Source organism: Bradyrhizobium lablabi (genome assembly GCF_018129385.1).
Taxonomy (GTDB): domain Bacteria; phylum Pseudomonadota; class Alphaproteobacteria; order Rhizobiales; family Xanthobacteraceae; genus Bradyrhizobium; species Bradyrhizobium lablabi_C.
In genome coordinates, this window is sequence record NZ_JAFCLN010000002.1 from 492988 (window position 1) to 508348 (window position 15361).

15 protein-coding genes are annotated in these 15361 nt (G+C 62.5%); 7 read left to right on the forward strand and 8 right to left on the reverse strand.

Annotated features, from left to right (window positions below; genetic code table 11):
* Positions 1-22 precede the first annotated feature (22 nt).
* Positions 23-1102: an ABC transporter substrate-binding protein gene (locus JQ628_RS05795; protein WP_212220594.1), complete on the reverse strand. Its 1080-nt coding sequence runs from the start codon at positions 1100-1102 to the stop codon at positions 23-25.
* A 280-nt stretch (positions 1103-1382) separates the two neighbouring features.
* Between JQ628_RS05795 and JQ628_RS05800 the strand changes: the two genes are divergently transcribed.
* Positions 1383-2255 (forward strand): LysR substrate-binding domain-containing protein, encoded by an 873-nt coding sequence (locus JQ628_RS05800; RefSeq protein ID WP_212220597.1) that lies wholly within the window; start codon positions 1383-1385, stop codon positions 2253-2255.
* 149 nt (positions 2256-2404) lie between these two features.
* Here JQ628_RS05800 and JQ628_RS05805 read toward each other — a convergent pair whose 3' ends face one another.
* The gene (locus JQ628_RS05805; protein ID WP_212220600.1) at positions 2405-3457 is read right to left on the reverse strand and encodes a S1/P1 nuclease; all 1053 of its coding nucleotides are present in this window, start codon (positions 3455-3457) and stop codon (positions 2405-2407) included.
* Between the two features lie 262 nt (positions 3458-3719).
* Between JQ628_RS05805 and JQ628_RS05810 the strand changes: the two genes are divergently transcribed.
* Positions 3720-5489, forward strand: a complete 1770-nt coding sequence (locus JQ628_RS05810) for an outer membrane beta-barrel protein (protein WP_349628023.1) — start codon at positions 3720-3722, stop codon at positions 5487-5489.
* 26 nt (positions 5490-5515) lie between these two features.
* Here JQ628_RS05810 and JQ628_RS05815 read toward each other — a convergent pair whose 3' ends face one another.
* Positions 5516-6322, reverse strand: a complete 807-nt coding sequence (locus JQ628_RS05815) for an enoyl-CoA hydratase/isomerase family protein (protein ID WP_212220604.1) — start codon at positions 6320-6322, stop codon at positions 5516-5518.
* A gap of 98 nt (positions 6323-6420) precedes the next feature.
* On the opposite strand from JQ628_RS05815, the gene nthA reads away from it, so the two are divergent.
* From nthA to JQ628_RS05830, 3 genes are read left to right on the forward strand one after another with little or no spacing between them, the layout of a single operon-like run.
* Complete coding sequence (gene nthA / locus JQ628_RS05820; RefSeq protein WP_212220606.1) at positions 6421-7062, forward strand: nitrile hydratase subunit alpha; 642 nt, start codon at positions 6421-6423, stop codon at positions 7060-7062.
* Positions 7059-7718: a nitrile hydratase subunit beta gene (gene nthB / locus JQ628_RS05825; RefSeq protein WP_212220608.1), complete on the forward strand. Its 660-nt coding sequence runs from the start codon at positions 7059-7061 to the stop codon at positions 7716-7718. Before nthA ends, nthB begins: the two co-directional genes overlap by 4 nt.
* Positions 7718-8092 carry a nitrile hydratase accessory protein gene (locus tag JQ628_RS05830; RefSeq protein ID WP_433996107.1) on the forward strand — a complete coding sequence of 125 codons (375 nt, stop codon included), beginning with the start codon at positions 7718-7720 and terminating at the stop codon, positions 8090-8092. Before nthB ends, JQ628_RS05830 begins: the two co-directional genes overlap by 1 nt.
* A 123-nt stretch (positions 8093-8215) precedes the next feature.
* Here JQ628_RS05830 and queC read toward each other — a convergent pair whose 3' ends face one another.
* The gene (gene queC, locus JQ628_RS05835; protein ID WP_212220609.1) at positions 8216-8929 is read right to left on the reverse strand and encodes a 7-cyano-7-deazaguanine synthase QueC; all 714 of its coding nucleotides are present in this window, start codon (positions 8927-8929) and stop codon (positions 8216-8218) included.
* 127 nt (positions 8930-9056) lie between these two features.
* Here queC and mazG point away from each other — a divergent pair, with 127 nt between their 5' ends.
* Both mazG and JQ628_RS05845 read left to right on the forward strand, forming a co-directional pair.
* The gene (gene mazG, locus JQ628_RS05840; protein WP_212220611.1) at positions 9057-9896 is read left to right on the forward strand and encodes a nucleoside triphosphate pyrophosphohydrolase; all 840 of its coding nucleotides are present in this window, start codon (positions 9057-9059) and stop codon (positions 9894-9896) included.
* Positions 9897-10077: 181 nt separating this feature from the next.
* Positions 10078-11055: a Bug family tripartite tricarboxylate transporter substrate binding protein gene (locus JQ628_RS05845; RefSeq protein WP_212220614.1), complete on the forward strand. Its 978-nt coding sequence runs from the start codon at positions 10078-10080 to the stop codon at positions 11053-11055.
* Positions 11056-11105: 50 nt separating this feature from the next.
* Here JQ628_RS05845 and JQ628_RS05850 read toward each other — a convergent pair whose 3' ends face one another.
* The 4 genes from JQ628_RS05850 to JQ628_RS05865 all read right to left on the reverse strand — a co-directional run bounded on the left by JQ628_RS05850 (position 11106) and on the right by JQ628_RS05865 (position 15354).
* Positions 11106-12062, reverse strand: a complete 957-nt coding sequence (locus JQ628_RS05850; RefSeq protein WP_212220618.1) for a phosphotransferase family protein — start codon at positions 12060-12062, stop codon at positions 11106-11108.
* Positions 12063-12065: 3 nt separating this feature from the next.
* Positions 12066-13445 (reverse strand): GTPase HflX, encoded by a 1380-nt coding sequence (gene hflX, locus JQ628_RS05855; protein WP_212220621.1) that lies wholly within the window; start codon positions 13443-13445, stop codon positions 12066-12068.
* An 11-nt stretch (positions 13446-13456) separates the two neighbouring features.
* Positions 13457-13705, reverse strand: coding sequence for an RNA chaperone Hfq (hfq, locus tag JQ628_RS05860; RefSeq protein ID WP_006020546.1), 249 nt, complete (start codon positions 13703-13705; stop codon positions 13457-13459).
* Between the two features lie 278 nt (positions 13706-13983).
* The gene (locus JQ628_RS05865; protein ID WP_212220624.1) at positions 13984-15354 is read right to left on the reverse strand and encodes a sigma-54-dependent transcriptional regulator; all 1371 of its coding nucleotides are present in this window, start codon (positions 15352-15354) and stop codon (positions 13984-13986) included.
* Positions 15355-15361 lie beyond the last annotated feature (7 nt).

Below are 15361 nucleotides of genomic sequence, written 5' to 3' on the forward strand. Positions count from 1 at the left end.
CGGTTCATCGTGATGACCGGCGCTATTCCGCGAGGTCCTTGGCCGAATAGGCCTTCAGCAATTTCCGCGCGCCGCCGTTGACGCCGAAGATGCCAAGCGGCCGGACGGTATCGCCGTCCTTCTTGAACACATAAGTGTTAAGGGGCGTTTCGACTGTGTTCACGCCGCGGATCTTGTCGATGATCCCCTGCCCGTTGACCGGCTGTCCCGCAGCCGTGAGGTCGTTCGCCAGCTTGCCGACGAGCCAGCCGTACTCATAACCGGCGGCGGCATAGCCGCCGTAGGCTGCCGCAACATCCTTTAACGCAGCCGGTGCGCTGGCCGGGATGTCGTGCGCGACGAAGAAGAAGTCTTTTTCGGCAAGCTTGAAGGTGTAGACGTCTGAGGTATCGCCGGCCGACGTCGTCATGTAGAGGCCGGTGTATCCGAGCTCCCGACCGGCGCGGATGCCGAGCGGAATGGTGCCGCCGCCGATCGGCGCGAGGAAGATGGCGTCGGGCTTGGCTTCAAGCAGTTTCGTCGTCTGGGCGCGAAGATCGGTCGGCGCGTTCGGATGGCCCTCGGAAGCAACCATCTCGATACCGACTTTTCCGAACTCGATCTGGCACTGGTCACGAATCTCGATGCCGAATTCGTAGTTCACGTAGAGGACCGCCAGGCGCTTCACGTTCGGAAAGTTTTCCTTGGTGTACTTTGCCGTGACGCGGCACTGCATCGTCGTGATGGCTTCGAGCTGCTGCGTGAACTTCGACTTCTTCGGCACGTTCAGGCCCTGGGACATCGCGAACGCGGCAACGCCGGCCCCATCTACAATCGGCCCGTTCTGGGCCATGACGTTCGTTCCCCAGCAGATCAGCGCGACGATCTTGTCTACCTCGATACCCTTCGTGAACGACAGCCGCGCCTGCGACGGATCGTTGTTGCCGATATCGAGTGGAATGATCTCGATCTTACGGCCCTTGGCGCCGCCCGCAGCATTGAATGTGTCGACCGAGAGCTGGGCGCCCTTCAGCAGCGCGGTTGCAAATTTCGCGGGACCCTGCGCGGTGCTTTGGCAGATGCCGATCGGAATGGTGGGCTCTGCTGCGACAGCGCCTGGCATCGACGCTGCTGTTGATATCGTTGCAGCTGCCACACCTGCAGCGATCGCTTTCCATCGTCCCGAGATCGAAACACTCATCAGCACCAGTCCCCTGCGCATGCGGCCTCGTTCACGCGGCCGCGTGTGATTGATCAAGATTTGTTCGATTGCTGTTTATTTTTATCGCAACGTGCTTGTTGACTTGGCAGAGCAGATTGCGTGTTACAAGAAGGATGGGCGAACGTTTCTGCAAAGACAAATTTAATTTGCTTTGCAGCAACCAAAGTGTTTTTTATCACTCATGCAGCGTGTTCTGGAGATTGGCCTTCTACGCACGTTCGTGATGCTTGTCGAAGAACGCAGCGTCACTCGCGTAGCGAGACGACTTCACCGGACACAGCCGGCTATCAGTCTACAGATTCGTCGTCTTGAAGACGCGGTCGAGCGCCCGCTGTTCGAATCCAATCTTCGTCATATCCGTCTCACGGCTCATGGTGAGATGCTACTGCCCTACGCCCGCAATCTGCTGACGACGCATGACGAAGTTCACTCCCGCCTGTCGGCCGATGAAGTGAACGGGCGCGTGACGCTGGGCTGTCCCGACATCTATGCGGCATTCATTCTGCCGCGAACTCTCGCAAGCTTCAGGCAGGCCTATCCGAAGGTCGAGGTGACCGTCGTATGCGCGTTGACGAAAGAACTGGCGCGCGCGATCGATGAATGCAGGGTCGACGTAGCGGTCGCCACCCGCATGCCCGGCGTCGCGCCCAGGGACGGCCTGGTCTGCAAGCTTCGCACCGAGCCATTGGTTTGGCAGGGCGCAAAGGGGGGCAGCGCGTCTCGGCAGGAAACGCTGCCGCTGGCGTTATTGTCCGAAGGGAATCTTCATCGCGATCTCGCGTTGAATTCGCTTCATCAGGCCGGACGACCTTGGCGTATCACGTGTACGTCCGACAGCATTTCCGGCTTGCAGGCCGTTGCGCTGTCCGATTCCGCAATCATCGTCACGGCGCAGTCGGTCCAGACCGAAGGTCTCGAGATTCTCGGAGATCGAAGCGGACTTCCGCCGCTCCCTGCCGTCGAGCTCATGCTTTGGCGGCGGCGGTCCGACGTGTCCGTGGCTGCGAAACGGTTGGCGGAAGAAATCGAACGCACGGCACGCGCACCCGCCTGATGCGCGGCTGTTGCGCCATCAGGCTTGCAATGCCCAATGAGTGAGCAAACAGGTTATTTTCGCAAAGCCGATGGGCAGCGCGTGCCAAGCAGGCTATCGCCGCCGGCCCTCGGGTTTACCTGCCTGCAGCCGGAACGCGGCCGCTATGCTCAGGGCCAGATCGTATTGAGGATTTCGGCCAGCCGCGCGCCGCCCCTGGCGAGCTGCTTGCGCTTGATCAAATCCGCCTGCCACAGATAGGCGGTGTGGTCGTCGAAGGAGACGAACCACTGCCGCCTTGTGTCGGGCGGCTCCGGCGGATTGAACTTGAAGCTCAGGCCGGCAAACGCGTCGCGCGCGACCAGGAGGGATTCTGTCGCCCATGCGGCAGGCCAGCTTTCCATCGGTCCCTGGCTTGCCGGCACCTTTCTGGCTGCGGCAAGCAGCTCCCGTGTCGAGGCTTCGCCGATGTCGGTGGGGATATCGTCCCACTCGTGATGCAGGTTGAGGTTCTGGTCCTGAATGGCGTTGGCGCCGGCGGTCTCGGTCTTGGGATCGTAAGGATTGGCCTTGTCCGGATCGACCAGCTTGCCGTCATCGTCGAGATAGACCGTTCCCACATGCAGCGGCTGATGCAGGTCGCCGATGAAATGCGCGAGCAGGAACAGCGCCTCCCGCTTGTCCTTGAACGAGAACAATGGCGAGGGCGGCTTGTCCGCCAGCACGGCGATGGCGGCGCCGATCGCCGCCACCAGATCGCGCTCGTTGGTGCCCCTGTAGCCCTGCTCGTAGCGGTCGCGCTGGATCGCGATATTCTCGAAATGGAAGAGGTTGAGGCAGCCCTGCGGCGGCCGGTTCGGATCGGGCTGGTATGTGCACGTGGTCCAGTTGCGCGAGACGTAGTCCACCATGGCGGCCCTCTCCGCGTCGGACTTGAAGGGCGTGCACGGCACTTCATAGTCGAGATGTTCGGGGTTCGCGACGTATTCGTAAGTGCCGTTGTCGTGACGGACCACGCTGCGGACGCAATCGGCCCATGGCGCGACTCTTCGCAGATCGAGATTGGGACCGAGGATCTGCCTCACCTGCTCCTTCGCATTCGGCTTGAGCAGCTTGTCGGCAATCGAGCCGACCACCTTGTGGCCCTGATAGCCCCAGGCGGATGCCGTGACCGGGTAAAGCAACGCGAGCAGGCAATTGAGCGCAAAGACGAATCTACACATGACGGCCTCGCTGCAGAATGGTTGTAGCCTACGCGATATACAATCTCGAAGCCAACGTCTTAACGCGGCCATGTGACGGGGATGTTGTCCGCACCGGGCGAAATTGCGATCAGCGATGTCACGCGTCAGCAACAGCCATCCCGCAAAATGCCGGCCTTCAGTTTTTGCTATAGTTGAGACGGCGTCAGAGAGATTCGGTCGTTCGTTTGGTTGCGTTCTTTGCACGTCGCTTGCTGTCGTCGGCAAGAACTTGGGGGCTGCCGTGAAAGTGCTTGCTCGGAGCGTTCTGCTCTTTTCGTTCGCTACAACTGTCGCTGCGAGCGCAGCCGACCTTGCAGTCAAGGTGCCGCCGCCTGCGCCCTGGAGCTGGACGGGGCTTTATGTCGGATTCCACGTCGGTGGCGGATCGGGCGCAAGCAATTTTTCTGATCCGTTCGGTCCCTCCATTTTCGGCGACAAGGTCAGAACCCCCGGCTTCCTCGGCGGCGGCCAGATTGGCTACAACTGGGAGTTGCCGTCGACACGCTGGGTTCTTGGGGCCGAGGCCGATATCAGCGGCCTCGATTCGGACGGGACCTCCACCTGCTTTGCGTTTTCCGGCGACTTTGTCTCAGCGAATTGCCGGGTTCGTCCGCGCGCTACCGGCACTTTCACCGGACGCTTCGGATATGCCGCCGGCCCGAGCGGGCGTACCTTGCTCTATGCCAAAGGCGGCGCCGCCTGGCTGCACGACAGCATCGACATAACGACCAACAATCTGTTCAACAGCGGCGTTGCCATTTCGACGGCAAGCGGACCCACGAGATGGGGTTGGACGGCCGGCGCCGGTATTGAGCAAGCGCTAACGCCAGCATGGTCTTTGAAACTGGAGTACGACTATTTGCATTTCGGCGGCATGAACGTCGCTACACCTGCCAGCGAAACAGTGACCCCCGGCGGAATAACGACAATTATTCCCGGCAACGTATCGAGTGCGTCCCAGGACCTCCATCTGGTGAAGCTTGGCGTGAACTATCGATGGGGCGTGGCTCCCAAAGCGGGCTGGGACAGCGCCGTGTCGACGGCCCTTCCCGTGAAGGCGCCTCCGCGCGTTGCGTGGGCTTCCGGTTGGGACATCGAGATCGGCCCGCGCTACTGGTACAATCTCAACCGATTCCAATGGGACAATGCCGGTGCCGTCGGAGGTCTCGTTCAATCGCGGCTGACCTATGATGATCGGAAAACGCACGCCAGCGAAGTGTTCGGGCGCGTTGACAGCCCGTGGGGGATCTTCGCCAAAGGATTCGTCGGCAGGGGCTGGACTGGCGGCGGCCATATGAATGACGAGGACTGGGGCATACAGGACCCTGGCGCACCGGCGATTTCCTATACCAACACCCGGCATGACAAAGTCGACGGCAGCATTCGCTATGCAACCGCTGATCTGGGTTACGCGTGGCTGAAGGACGCGCGCTACAGGGTCGGCTCATTCATTGGCTACAATTACTTTAACGAGAAGATGAACGCATTCGGCTGCGTTCAAATCGCCAGTCCCGCCAATCCAGGCGCTCCTTGCGCTCCGGGCAATCCCGGTTTCCAACCAGTTCCGACAACCGGCAGTGCGGTCATCACGGAAAGGGCCACGTGGCAGTCGCTGCGCCTCGGCGTCGTCGGGGACTACATGCTGACCGATCGCCTGAAGCTTACGGCGGAGGCCGCCTATTTGCCCTATGTGAAATTTGACGGCGAGGACAATCATTTCAAGGGCAACTCCGGAATACTTGACACGGTGTTCCCGCAGGCCGGACATGGTGCGGGCGTCCAACTCGAGGCGATGCTCTCCTATGCGTTGACTGACCGGTTCAGCGTTGGGCTGGGCGGCCGCTATTGGGCGATGTGGACGACGCAGGCGCAGTACTGTGCATTCGCAGCCGGTACCGCACCCTGCATGCCATCAGCTCCAATCAAAGCAGCGACTGAACAGGCTGGCCTGCTGGTGCAAGCCTCCTACAGGTTTAGCGTTCCGTCCGCCGTGGGCCGGCCGCACCTGTAGTTCTGGATGAGCCGGCGCTGATCCGATCAGCGTCCCCGGAACCTCGGCTTCCGCCGCTCCAGGAATGCGGCCACGCCCTCCCTGTGATCCTCGCTCAGGCTCGCCAGCGCAAACTGGTCGACGTCCATGTGGCTGGCGAGATCGTCGAGGGCGTGCGCGAGGCGGTTGACGGTCAGCTTGGTCATGGCGACCGACAGCGGCGGCTGCGCGGCGACTTTTGTCGCGAGCGCCATGGCGGCATCAAAGCTCTTGCCGGGATCGGCCACCTCCTCCACCAGCCCCCATTCGTAGGCCTCCGCGGACGAGATGCGCTGGTCAGCCAGGATCACCGCCTGCTTGGTGCGCGCCGGGCCCATCAGATGCAGCATGCGCGGCACGCTCTGCCAGCTCATGTTCATGCCGAGCCCGATCTCGGGCACGCGCAGATGGGCATCGCGCGCCATTATCCGAAAATCCAGCGCCACCGCGAGCGCTACGCCGCCGCCGATGCAAAAGCCTTCAATCGCACCGATGGTGACCTGCTCCATGTCCTGCCAGGCCTGCGTCAGCCGCGGCCCGAGCTTCAGGTGCCGGCGCAGCGTGCCGAGGTCCATTTCCTTGCGTGAGCGGCCTTCCGCATCCTTGAGATCGAAGCCCGCGCTGAACGATTTCGCGCCGCCGGTCAGCACCACCACCGAGGTTGCCGCATCATCCTCAAAACTGCGCGCGGCATCGGTAAGCTGCCGCAGCGCTTCCGGGGACAATGCGTTGATGCCGTCGCCGCGGTCGAACCGCACCACCGCAATGCGGCCTTCGGGGCCGAGGCCCTTCTCGATTCTGACATATCCCGTCAACGCAACCTCCCTGCCCGCTTTTCTTGTTCGTTCACAACGGCGAATGTACCAGACCGCCCGCCTCGACATAGCCGGGATTTTGCGCCTATCCTCCGCTCATGAACGGACACGATCACGACCACCATCATCACCACCACGATCACGACCATTCCGAATTGTCGGAGACCGAGCTGCGCGTGCGCGCGCTCGAGACGATTTTGACTGAAAAAGGCTATGTCGAACCGGCTGCGCTCGACGCCATCATCCAGGCCTATGAGACCAAGATCGGCCCGCATAACGGCGCGCAGGTCGTCGCCAAGGCCTGGACCGACCCGGTTTTCAAGCGCGCCCTGCTCGAGGATGGGAGCAAGGCGGTCAGCACCCTCGGCCATGTAAGCCGGGTCGGCGACCATCTCGTCGTGGTCGAGAACACCCCGGCGCGTCACAACATGGTCGTCTGCACGCTGTGTTCCTGTTACCCTTGGGAAATGCTCGGGCTTCCGCCGGTCTGGTACAAGGCCGCGCCATATCGCTCTCGCGCAGTAAAGGACCCGCGCGGCGTGCTCGCCGACTTCGGCGTCAGCCTGCCGAGGGAAACCGAGATCCGCGTCTGGGATTCGACTGCCGAAACGCGCTTTTTGGTGCTGCCGATGCGACCTCCGGGCACCGAGGGCTGGAGCGAGCGGCAGCTCGCCGAACTCGTCACACGCGACTCGATGATCGGCACCGGATTTCCGAAGCTGCCTGGTGCGCCATCATGAACGGCGTGCACGACATGGGCGGCATGGATGGTTTTGGCAAGGTCGAGCCCGAACCGAACGAGCCGATGTTTCACACCGAATGGGAGGCGCGTGTGTTGGCGATGGTGCGCGCGATGGGCGCCGCCGGTGCTTTCAATATCGATACGTCGCGGTTCTATCGGGAGATGTTGCCGCCGCATGTCTATCTCAGCAGCTCATATTACAGGAAATGGCTGCTCGGCCTCGAAGACCTCCTGATCGACAAGGGCTTTGTCACCGCCGACGATGTTGCTGCCGGCCATGCCGTGCAACCGCCGAAGCCGCTCAAGCGCGGCAAGTTCGTGCTCGGCGATGTCGAGCGCGTCATGGTGCGAGGAAAATTCGATCGTCCCGCTCCCGCCGCTGCAAGGTTCAAGCAGGGCGATCGCGTCCGTGCGAAAAATCTTCATCCGGCAACCCACACAAGGCTGCCGCGCTACGTACGCGGCCACGTCGGCGTGATCGAGCGTGATCACGGGTGCCATGTGTTTCCGGACTCCGCTGCGATGGAGGCCGGCGAGGACCCGCAGTGGCTCTACACTGTCGTATTCGATGGGGCTGAACTCTGGGGACCGGGTACCGATCCAACCGTGAAGATATCCATCGACGCATTCGAACCATATTTGGAGGCGATCTGATGGACACCGTTGCTGCCGCAGCGGCTAAAGCTGTTCCGGGCATTCCGCGCGACGAGGACGGTCCTGTGTTTCGCGAGCCTTGGGAGGCTCAGGCATTCGCGATGGCGCTGACATTGCACGAGCGCGGATTGTTCACTTGGCCCGAATGGGCCGCGGCCCTCGCCGATGAGATCAAGCGCGCGCAAGCGAAGGGCGATCCGGACACCGGCGAGACCTATTACCGGCACTGGCTGGCAACGCTGGAGAATCTGGTCGCCGCAAAGGGCGTTGCCACATCCGAAACCCTGCATCGATACCGCGACGCCTGGGACCATGCCGCCGATCGCACCCCGCATGGGTCGCCGATTGAGCTGACGGAAGAGGATTTTGGGTAGTGCCACTCCGTTCGTAGGATGGGTAGAGCGGCTACGAGTGCCGAAGCTTCCGCAGGCGATGCTGGAAGCGAAACCCATCGATACGACACGGAGCGTGATGGGTTTCGCTTCGCTCTACCCATCCTACGAAACGCGCCCCGCATACTCCCGCCAGCCTTTGGCGCGGAGGCTGCACGCCGGGCATTCGCCGCAGCCATAGCCCCAGTCGTGCCGGGCGCCGCGTTCGCCGAGATAGCAGGTGTGCGAGTGCTCGCGGATCAGGTCGACCAGCCCTGCCCCGCCGAGATCGTGCGCGAGCTGCCAGGTCGAGGCCTTGTCGAGCCACATCAGCGGCGTGTGCAGCTCAAAGTTTTTGGCCATGCCGAGATTGAGCGCGGAGTTCAAAGCCTTGATGGTTTCGTCCCGGCAGTCGGGGTAGCCGGAATAATCGGTTTCGCACATGCCGCCGACGATGTGACGGATGCCGCGCCGGTAGGCGAGCGCAGCGGCGAAGGTCAGAAAGACCAGGTTTCGACCGGGCACAAAGGTGTTCGGCAGGCCGTCTTCGCCCATCCTGATTTCGACGTCGCGGGTCAGCGCGGTGTCGGAGATTTCGGCGAGCGTTGGGATTTCCAGCGTGTGGCTGTCGCCGAGTCTTGCGGCCCAGTCCGGGCGCATCGATTTGATGCCTGACAACAGGCGCTCCCGGCAGTCCAGTTCGATGGCATGGCGCTGGCCGTAGGCAAAGCCCAGCATCTCGACGCGGGCAAAGCGCGACAGCGCCCAGGCGAGGCACGTGGTGGAATCCTGCCCGCCGGAAAACAGCACAAGCGCGGTTTCGGAACTTTGATCGGTCATGCGGTGGCTCTACCACCCCGCGATCCACAGGCCAACCGGCCCGAATTCGCGCCAGCCGGCTCGTTTCGCTGGGATCGGCGGGCCCGATGCGGCATAAGGCGGGAAACGCCAAGCATTCGGAAATTCCATGACCCCTTCCCGCGATACTTCACGCCTGATCGAGATCATGGCGGCGCTGCGCACGCCCGTCACCGGCTGCCCATGGGACCTCGAGCAGAATTTTGCGACGATTGCGCCCTACACGATCGAGGAAGCCTATGAGGTCGCCGACGCTATCGCGCGCGGCGATTTCGACGACCTCCGGGACGAGCTCGGCGATCTCTTGTTGCAGGTGGTCTACCACTCGCGCATGGCCGAGGAACAAGGCGCGTTCGCATTCGGCGACGTGGTCGAGGCGGTCACGAAGAAAATGATCCGCAGGCACCCGCACGTGTTCGCCGACGAGCACGGGCGCCTGACGCCGGCGGGCGCCACCAGCGCCTGGGAGCGCATCAAGGCCGAGGAACGGGCCGAGCGCGCTGCGCGGCGACCGGGCGAGCGTCTTGAGAAGACCCTGCTCTCCAGCGTCAAGACGGGGCAGCCGTCACTCGGCCGCGCGCTCGACCTCCAGCGCAAGGCGTCCAGCGTCGGGTTCGATTGGAACGACCCGCGCGAGGTGCTGCGCAAAATCCGCGAGGAAGCCGACGAGATCGAAGCCGCGCTCGACCGCGGCGACAAGGAAGAGCTGGCGGAAGAGACCGGCGACCTGATGTTCGCGCTGGTCAATCTCGCGCGCCATGTCGATGCCAATCCGGAAATGGCGCTGCGCGGGGCCAACGCAAAATTCGAGCGGCGGTTCGGCTATATCGAGCGCACGCTGGCGTCGCAGGGACGGACGCTGGAGAGCGCAACACTGCAAGAGATGGATGCCTTGTGGGATGAGGCGAAGGCGAAGGAAGCCGTCCTCGCGAGCCCCAGTTCGGCATAAAGCCGGCCTGGCAGGCTTGTCTCCGAGAGTCCCGACAGGCGGCAGAATAGGGCGGACGAAAATGTCGTCGGCTTGATAGGAATGTCCGAAGCAACCCGCTAGGATACGCTGACCCTGAGCAAGCCCGGCGCGCTCTCCTCACTTAAACGGCGCCGGCCGGGGTCCTGTCGGAGGAGACGTCATGAAACTTCATCGTCGTCAATTCTTGCGGCTGGCGGCCGGTACTGCGACGCTCCCGATTGCCTCAGGGATCGCTCACGCACAGGCCTATCCGTCGCGGCCGGTTCGCATTGTGATCGGTTATACTCCGGGCGGCTCGGCGGACCTCACCGCGCGCCTGATGGGGCAGTGGCTGTCGGAACGGCTCGGGCAATCCTTTGTCGTCGAGAACCGGCCAGGCGGCGGCACCAATATCGCGACGGAATCGGTGGTCCGCGCGCCGCCTGACGGTTACACGCTTCTGCTGGCCGCGCCGGCAAACGCTATCAACGCCACGCTGTACGACAAACTCAATTTCGATTTTCTGCGGGATATGGACCCGGTCGCCGGGCTCATTCGCTTTCCGAATGTCGTGGTGGTGCACCCCTCGCTGCCGATCAACTCAATCCCCGAGCTGATCGCTTACGCCAAGGCCAATCCCGGCAAGCTCAACATGGCGTCCTCCGGCAACGGATCCACCATCCACATGTCGGGCGAACTGTTCAAGATGCTGACCGGCATCAACATGGTGCACGTGCCCTACCGCGGCGGGGCTCCGGCCCTCACCGATCTGCTCGCCGGCCAGGTCCAGGTGATGTTCGATAACCTTCCGACCTGCGCCGAGCACGTCAAATCCGGCAAGCTTCGCGGCCTCGCCGTCACCAGCACGACGCGCTCGGACGTGCTGCCGGACCTGCCGACGCTCGCGGATTTTCTGCCCGGCTACGAGGCGAGCGCCTGGTACGGCGTCACGGCGCCAAAGGGCACGCCGCCTGAAATCATCGCTCGGCTCAATAGCACGATCAACGAGATACTTGCCGATCCCAAGGCGAAAGCGCGGTTTACAGAACTTGGCGCGCTTCTGCTCCCGGGTTCGCCGACGGACTTCTTTAAGCTGTTGTCCAATGAAACCGAGAAATGGGGCAAGGTGGTCAAGTTCGCCGGCGCCAAGGTCGATTAGGACGCGCGGCGCGGCGAGATCAGGATGACCCTCGCACCCATCGAGTGCGATCAAATTTCCAGCGCCGTTGTCAGGTCCAACGTCAGTTGTTCGAGCCGCTGCCCGTTTCCGATTTGCGCCATCCAGCACCAAAGCTCGAGCACGAAGTAAAGATGATAGAGATCGAGCGTTTGCGACCAGCGTGCCCGGTCCATGGTGCCGTATCCCCGGACAACGGCCTGTCTGGACTCGGCGTCCAGATAATAGAGCGACTTGGCGACGTCCATTAACGGATCGCCAGCCAGCGCGTTTTCGAAATCCAGGACACCCGTGAGCCGTGGGCTCCCGTCTGCAACTGATGCAAGCAGATTTCCGGCATGCAGATCATTGTGACACAGCACTGCGCGCGTGCAGGCGTCAAGCAATTCGGCGCGGCCGGCGAAATGGTCGGCGACCTGCTGGGCGAGGCCGGCATCTCCACCGCGCTCGGTAAATTCATTGAGCTTCCGCTGGAATTGATGCGTCAGGTAGAGCCGATTTGTCGGGTGCGCCGTCCAGACGCCCTTCGGGCCGATATAGCCGAAAGCCTCCATCGAGATGCGATGAAACTCCCGCAGCAGTCCGCCGATCTGTGCGTAGACGGAGAGCTTTTGCGCCGAAGGCAAAGCTGTTTCCAGCCGTCCCAATATCGAACCATCGAGCCTGGTCATCAACGTGAAGTTCAGACCGAGCAATCTTTTCGAGTCATCCGAAAACAGGATGCGCGGCACAGACACGCTGACGCGATCCTGGACGAGGCCGATGACGGTGACCTCCTTCTGCATCTTCCAATGCAGTTCGTCGGGATAGACCTTCAGCACGAGCGGCGACGACGCCGGGTCCACGAAAGCAATCTCGTAGACCGCTGCGATCTCGCCGCCATGCAGCCTGGAGACCGCCGCAACCGCGTGTTCCGATCCGGCCTGATCAACAATCGCCTGCGCAGTCGCGACCGACAATTGCAAGTCCGGCTTGAGGTGCAACGGCATTTGTCACGCGTGCGGCACAGCCGCAAACCGGCTCACCACAATATCCCGCTTGGTCTCGTCCACGCGCACGGTCATCGCAAAGCGGCCGTCGTGCAGCTCCTTGTTCAGCACTTCGGAATTGCGGTGCAGCCAGGAAATGCCGGCGCCGTCGGAAGCGTCGATGGAAAGGTCGAGCGTGGCGCGCTTGGTGGCGAGCCGGTTCTCGATGGCGAGCAGCAATTCGTCCAGGCCCTCCCCCGTGTGGGCCGAGACCAGAAAGCACGGCCGCTCCGGCGGACGGCGCGCGGCGATGTTTTTCAGGTTCTCGCGCTCCTCGGGATCGAAGCGGTCGATCTTGTTCCAGACCTCGATGATGCGCTGGCCGGAGCCGGCATCGGGATCGATGCCGAGCTGGCGCAGCACCGCCTCGACGTCGCGCTCCTGCGCTTCGGCATCCTCATGCGAGATGTCGCGGACATGCAGGATAACGTCGGCTTCCAGCACCTCTTCCAGCGTGGCGCGGAAGGCGGCGACGAGTTGCGTCGGCAGGTTGGAGATGAAGCCGACGGTGTCTGACAGCATCGCCTTGCCGCCATGCGGCAGGTTGAGCGCGCGCAAGGTCGGATCGAGGGTGGCGAACAGCATGTCGACGGCCTGCACGTCGGCGCGGGTCAGGCGGTTGAACAGCGTCGACTTGCCGGCGTTGGTGTAGCCGACCAGCGCCACCACACGGTACGGTACGCGCTGGCGTCCCGCGCGGTGCAGCCGGCGCGTCGCCTGCACCTTCTTCAATTCGTTCTCGAGCCGTGTGATGCGATCGCCGATCAGCCGGCGGTCGGCCTCGATCTGGGTTTCGCCGGGGCCGCCCATGAAGCCAAAACCACCGCGCTGGCGCTCAAGGTGAGTCCATGAGCGCACCAGGCGGCTGCGCTGGTAATTGAGATGGGCGAGCTCGACCTGCAACGCGCCTTCCTTGGTCTTGGCGCGGCGGCCAAAGATTTCGAGGATGAGCCCGGTGCGGTCGAGCACCTTCGTATTCCAGGCCTTTTCGAGATTGCGCTGCTGGATCGGCGACAGCGCGCAGTCCATCACCACGAGCTCGATGCCATGGCCAGCGATGAGACCGCTGATCTCCTCGACCTTGCCCTTGCCGAGATAAGTCGCGGGCCTGATCTGGCCGATCGGCGCGATCAGCGCGTCAGCGACCACGAGGTCGATGGCGCGCGCCAGCCCCTTGGCCTCCTCGAGTCGTGCCTCGGAATCGCGGACAGCGTGATCCGTTTGCGCATCGGCCTCGCCGCGGCGCATCCGCAAATACGGGCCGATGACAATCACCCGCCCGGTTGCCTTCCCCCCGTCCGACCGTGGACGGTCGGCGCCCCCGTCAAATTGCCGGGGTTCCAATCAGGTCACTCTCAAGCCGGAGCATCCTCCCCGCCCTCGAACAACTGGATCGGAGCGCCCGGCATGATGGTCGAGATCGCATGCTTGTAGACAAGCTGCGAATGACCGTCGCGCCGAAGCAGCAGACAGAAATTGTCGAACCAGGTGACAATCCCCTGCAACTTTACTCCGTTGACCAGAAAGATCGTGAGTGGCGTCTTGGTTTTGCGAACGTGATTAAGGAAGGTGTCTTGTAGGTTTTGTGCGCGGTCTGCCGCCATTTTTCTTATCCCGCAGTCTTGTTTGTTTTTTATTTGAGCCCGGTTGCTGCCCTCTAACGGAGCCTCCCCCAGCCCCCGCCACCCCTTGAGATCCCCCTCCTGGGGCGCGGCGGTATGATTAGAAGGCAGGCGCGGTTTTTAGGCAAGTCGGTTCGCGTATCCGGCCGGGATAACGCGGTGGCCTTTCTCCATTAGGCCACGGAAAGAGAGAAATTTCCCAAGCAAGTGCATCCACACTGTTTGCGCTAACATGATCCGTAAAGGCCGCAAAAACGTGCTCAGCCGACCCCAAGCGCCTTCAATTTCCGATGCAGCGCCGAGCGCTCCATGCCGACAAATTCCGCCGTTCGAGAGATATTTCCGGAAAATCGGCTGATCTGGGCGATCAGATAGTCGCGTTCGAACACTTCCCTCGCCTCGCGCAGCGGCAGGCCCATGATGTGCTCGCCATTGTTGCTGGTCGGCATCGCCGGCACCATCGAGCCGACGTCCTGCGGCAACATGTCCGCGGTGATGATCACCTCCGGACCGCCGCTCGCCAGAATCATCACGCGCTCGACGTTGTTGCGGAGCTGGCGCACGTTGCCGGGCCAGACGTGCGATTGCAGCACCGCCATCGCGTCCTGCCCGATCTGCCGCTTCGGCAGGCCGGTGGCGGCGGATATCTGGTCCATGAAGTAGTCGATCAGTTCAGGAATGTCCTCGCGCCGCTCCGACAGCGGCGGCACGCGAATCGGCACCACCGACAGGCGGTGATAGAGATCCTCGCGGAACCTTCCCTCGGCGATCTCCTCCTCCAGGTTGCGCGCGGTGGAGGAGATGATGCGGACGTCGACATGGACTTTTGCGGTGCCGCCGGAGCGCTGGAACGTCTGATCGACCAGCACGCGAAGAATCTTGTTCTGGGTCTCGCGCGGCATGTCGGCGACTTCGTCGATGAACAGCGTGCCGCCATGCGCCTCTTCCAGTGCGCCGGCCTTGCGCGGCTGCTCGCCATTGGTCTGCTCGATCCCGAACAACTCGACTTCCATCCGCTCGGGCGTGATGGCAGCGGCATTGATCACCACGAACGGGCCGTCGGAACGGCTGGAGGCAACGTGCAGCGTGCGGGCCACCAGTTCCTTGCCGGAGCCCGAGGGGCCGACGATCATGATGCGGCTGTTGGCCTTGGCGGCGCGGTCGATGGTCTGGCGAAGCTGGTTCATGCAGGCGGAGCGGCCGGTCAGGATGCTCGCGGCCGGGGCCAGTTGCTTGAGTTCCTTGACCTCGCGCTTGAGCCGCGAGGTTTCCAGCGCGCGCGTTGCCACCAAAATCAGCCGGTCGGACTTGAACGGCTTTTCGATGAAGTCATAGGCGCCGCGCTTGATCGCAGCGACGGCGGTTTCGATGTTGCCGTGGCCGGAGATCATCACGACAGGCAGATCCGCATTGTCCTTCTTGATCTGCTCGAGCAGTTGCAGCCCGTCCAGTTTCGAGCCCTGTAGCCAGATATCGAGGAAGACCAGATGGGGGCGGCGATTGGCGATTTCCGCCAGCGCGGAATCGCTGTCGCGCGCCGTGCGGGTGGAAAATCCCTCGTCGTCCAGAATGCCCGCCACGAGGTCACGAATATCGGCTTCGTCGTCGACAATCAGAATGTCACTGGCCATGGGTTAC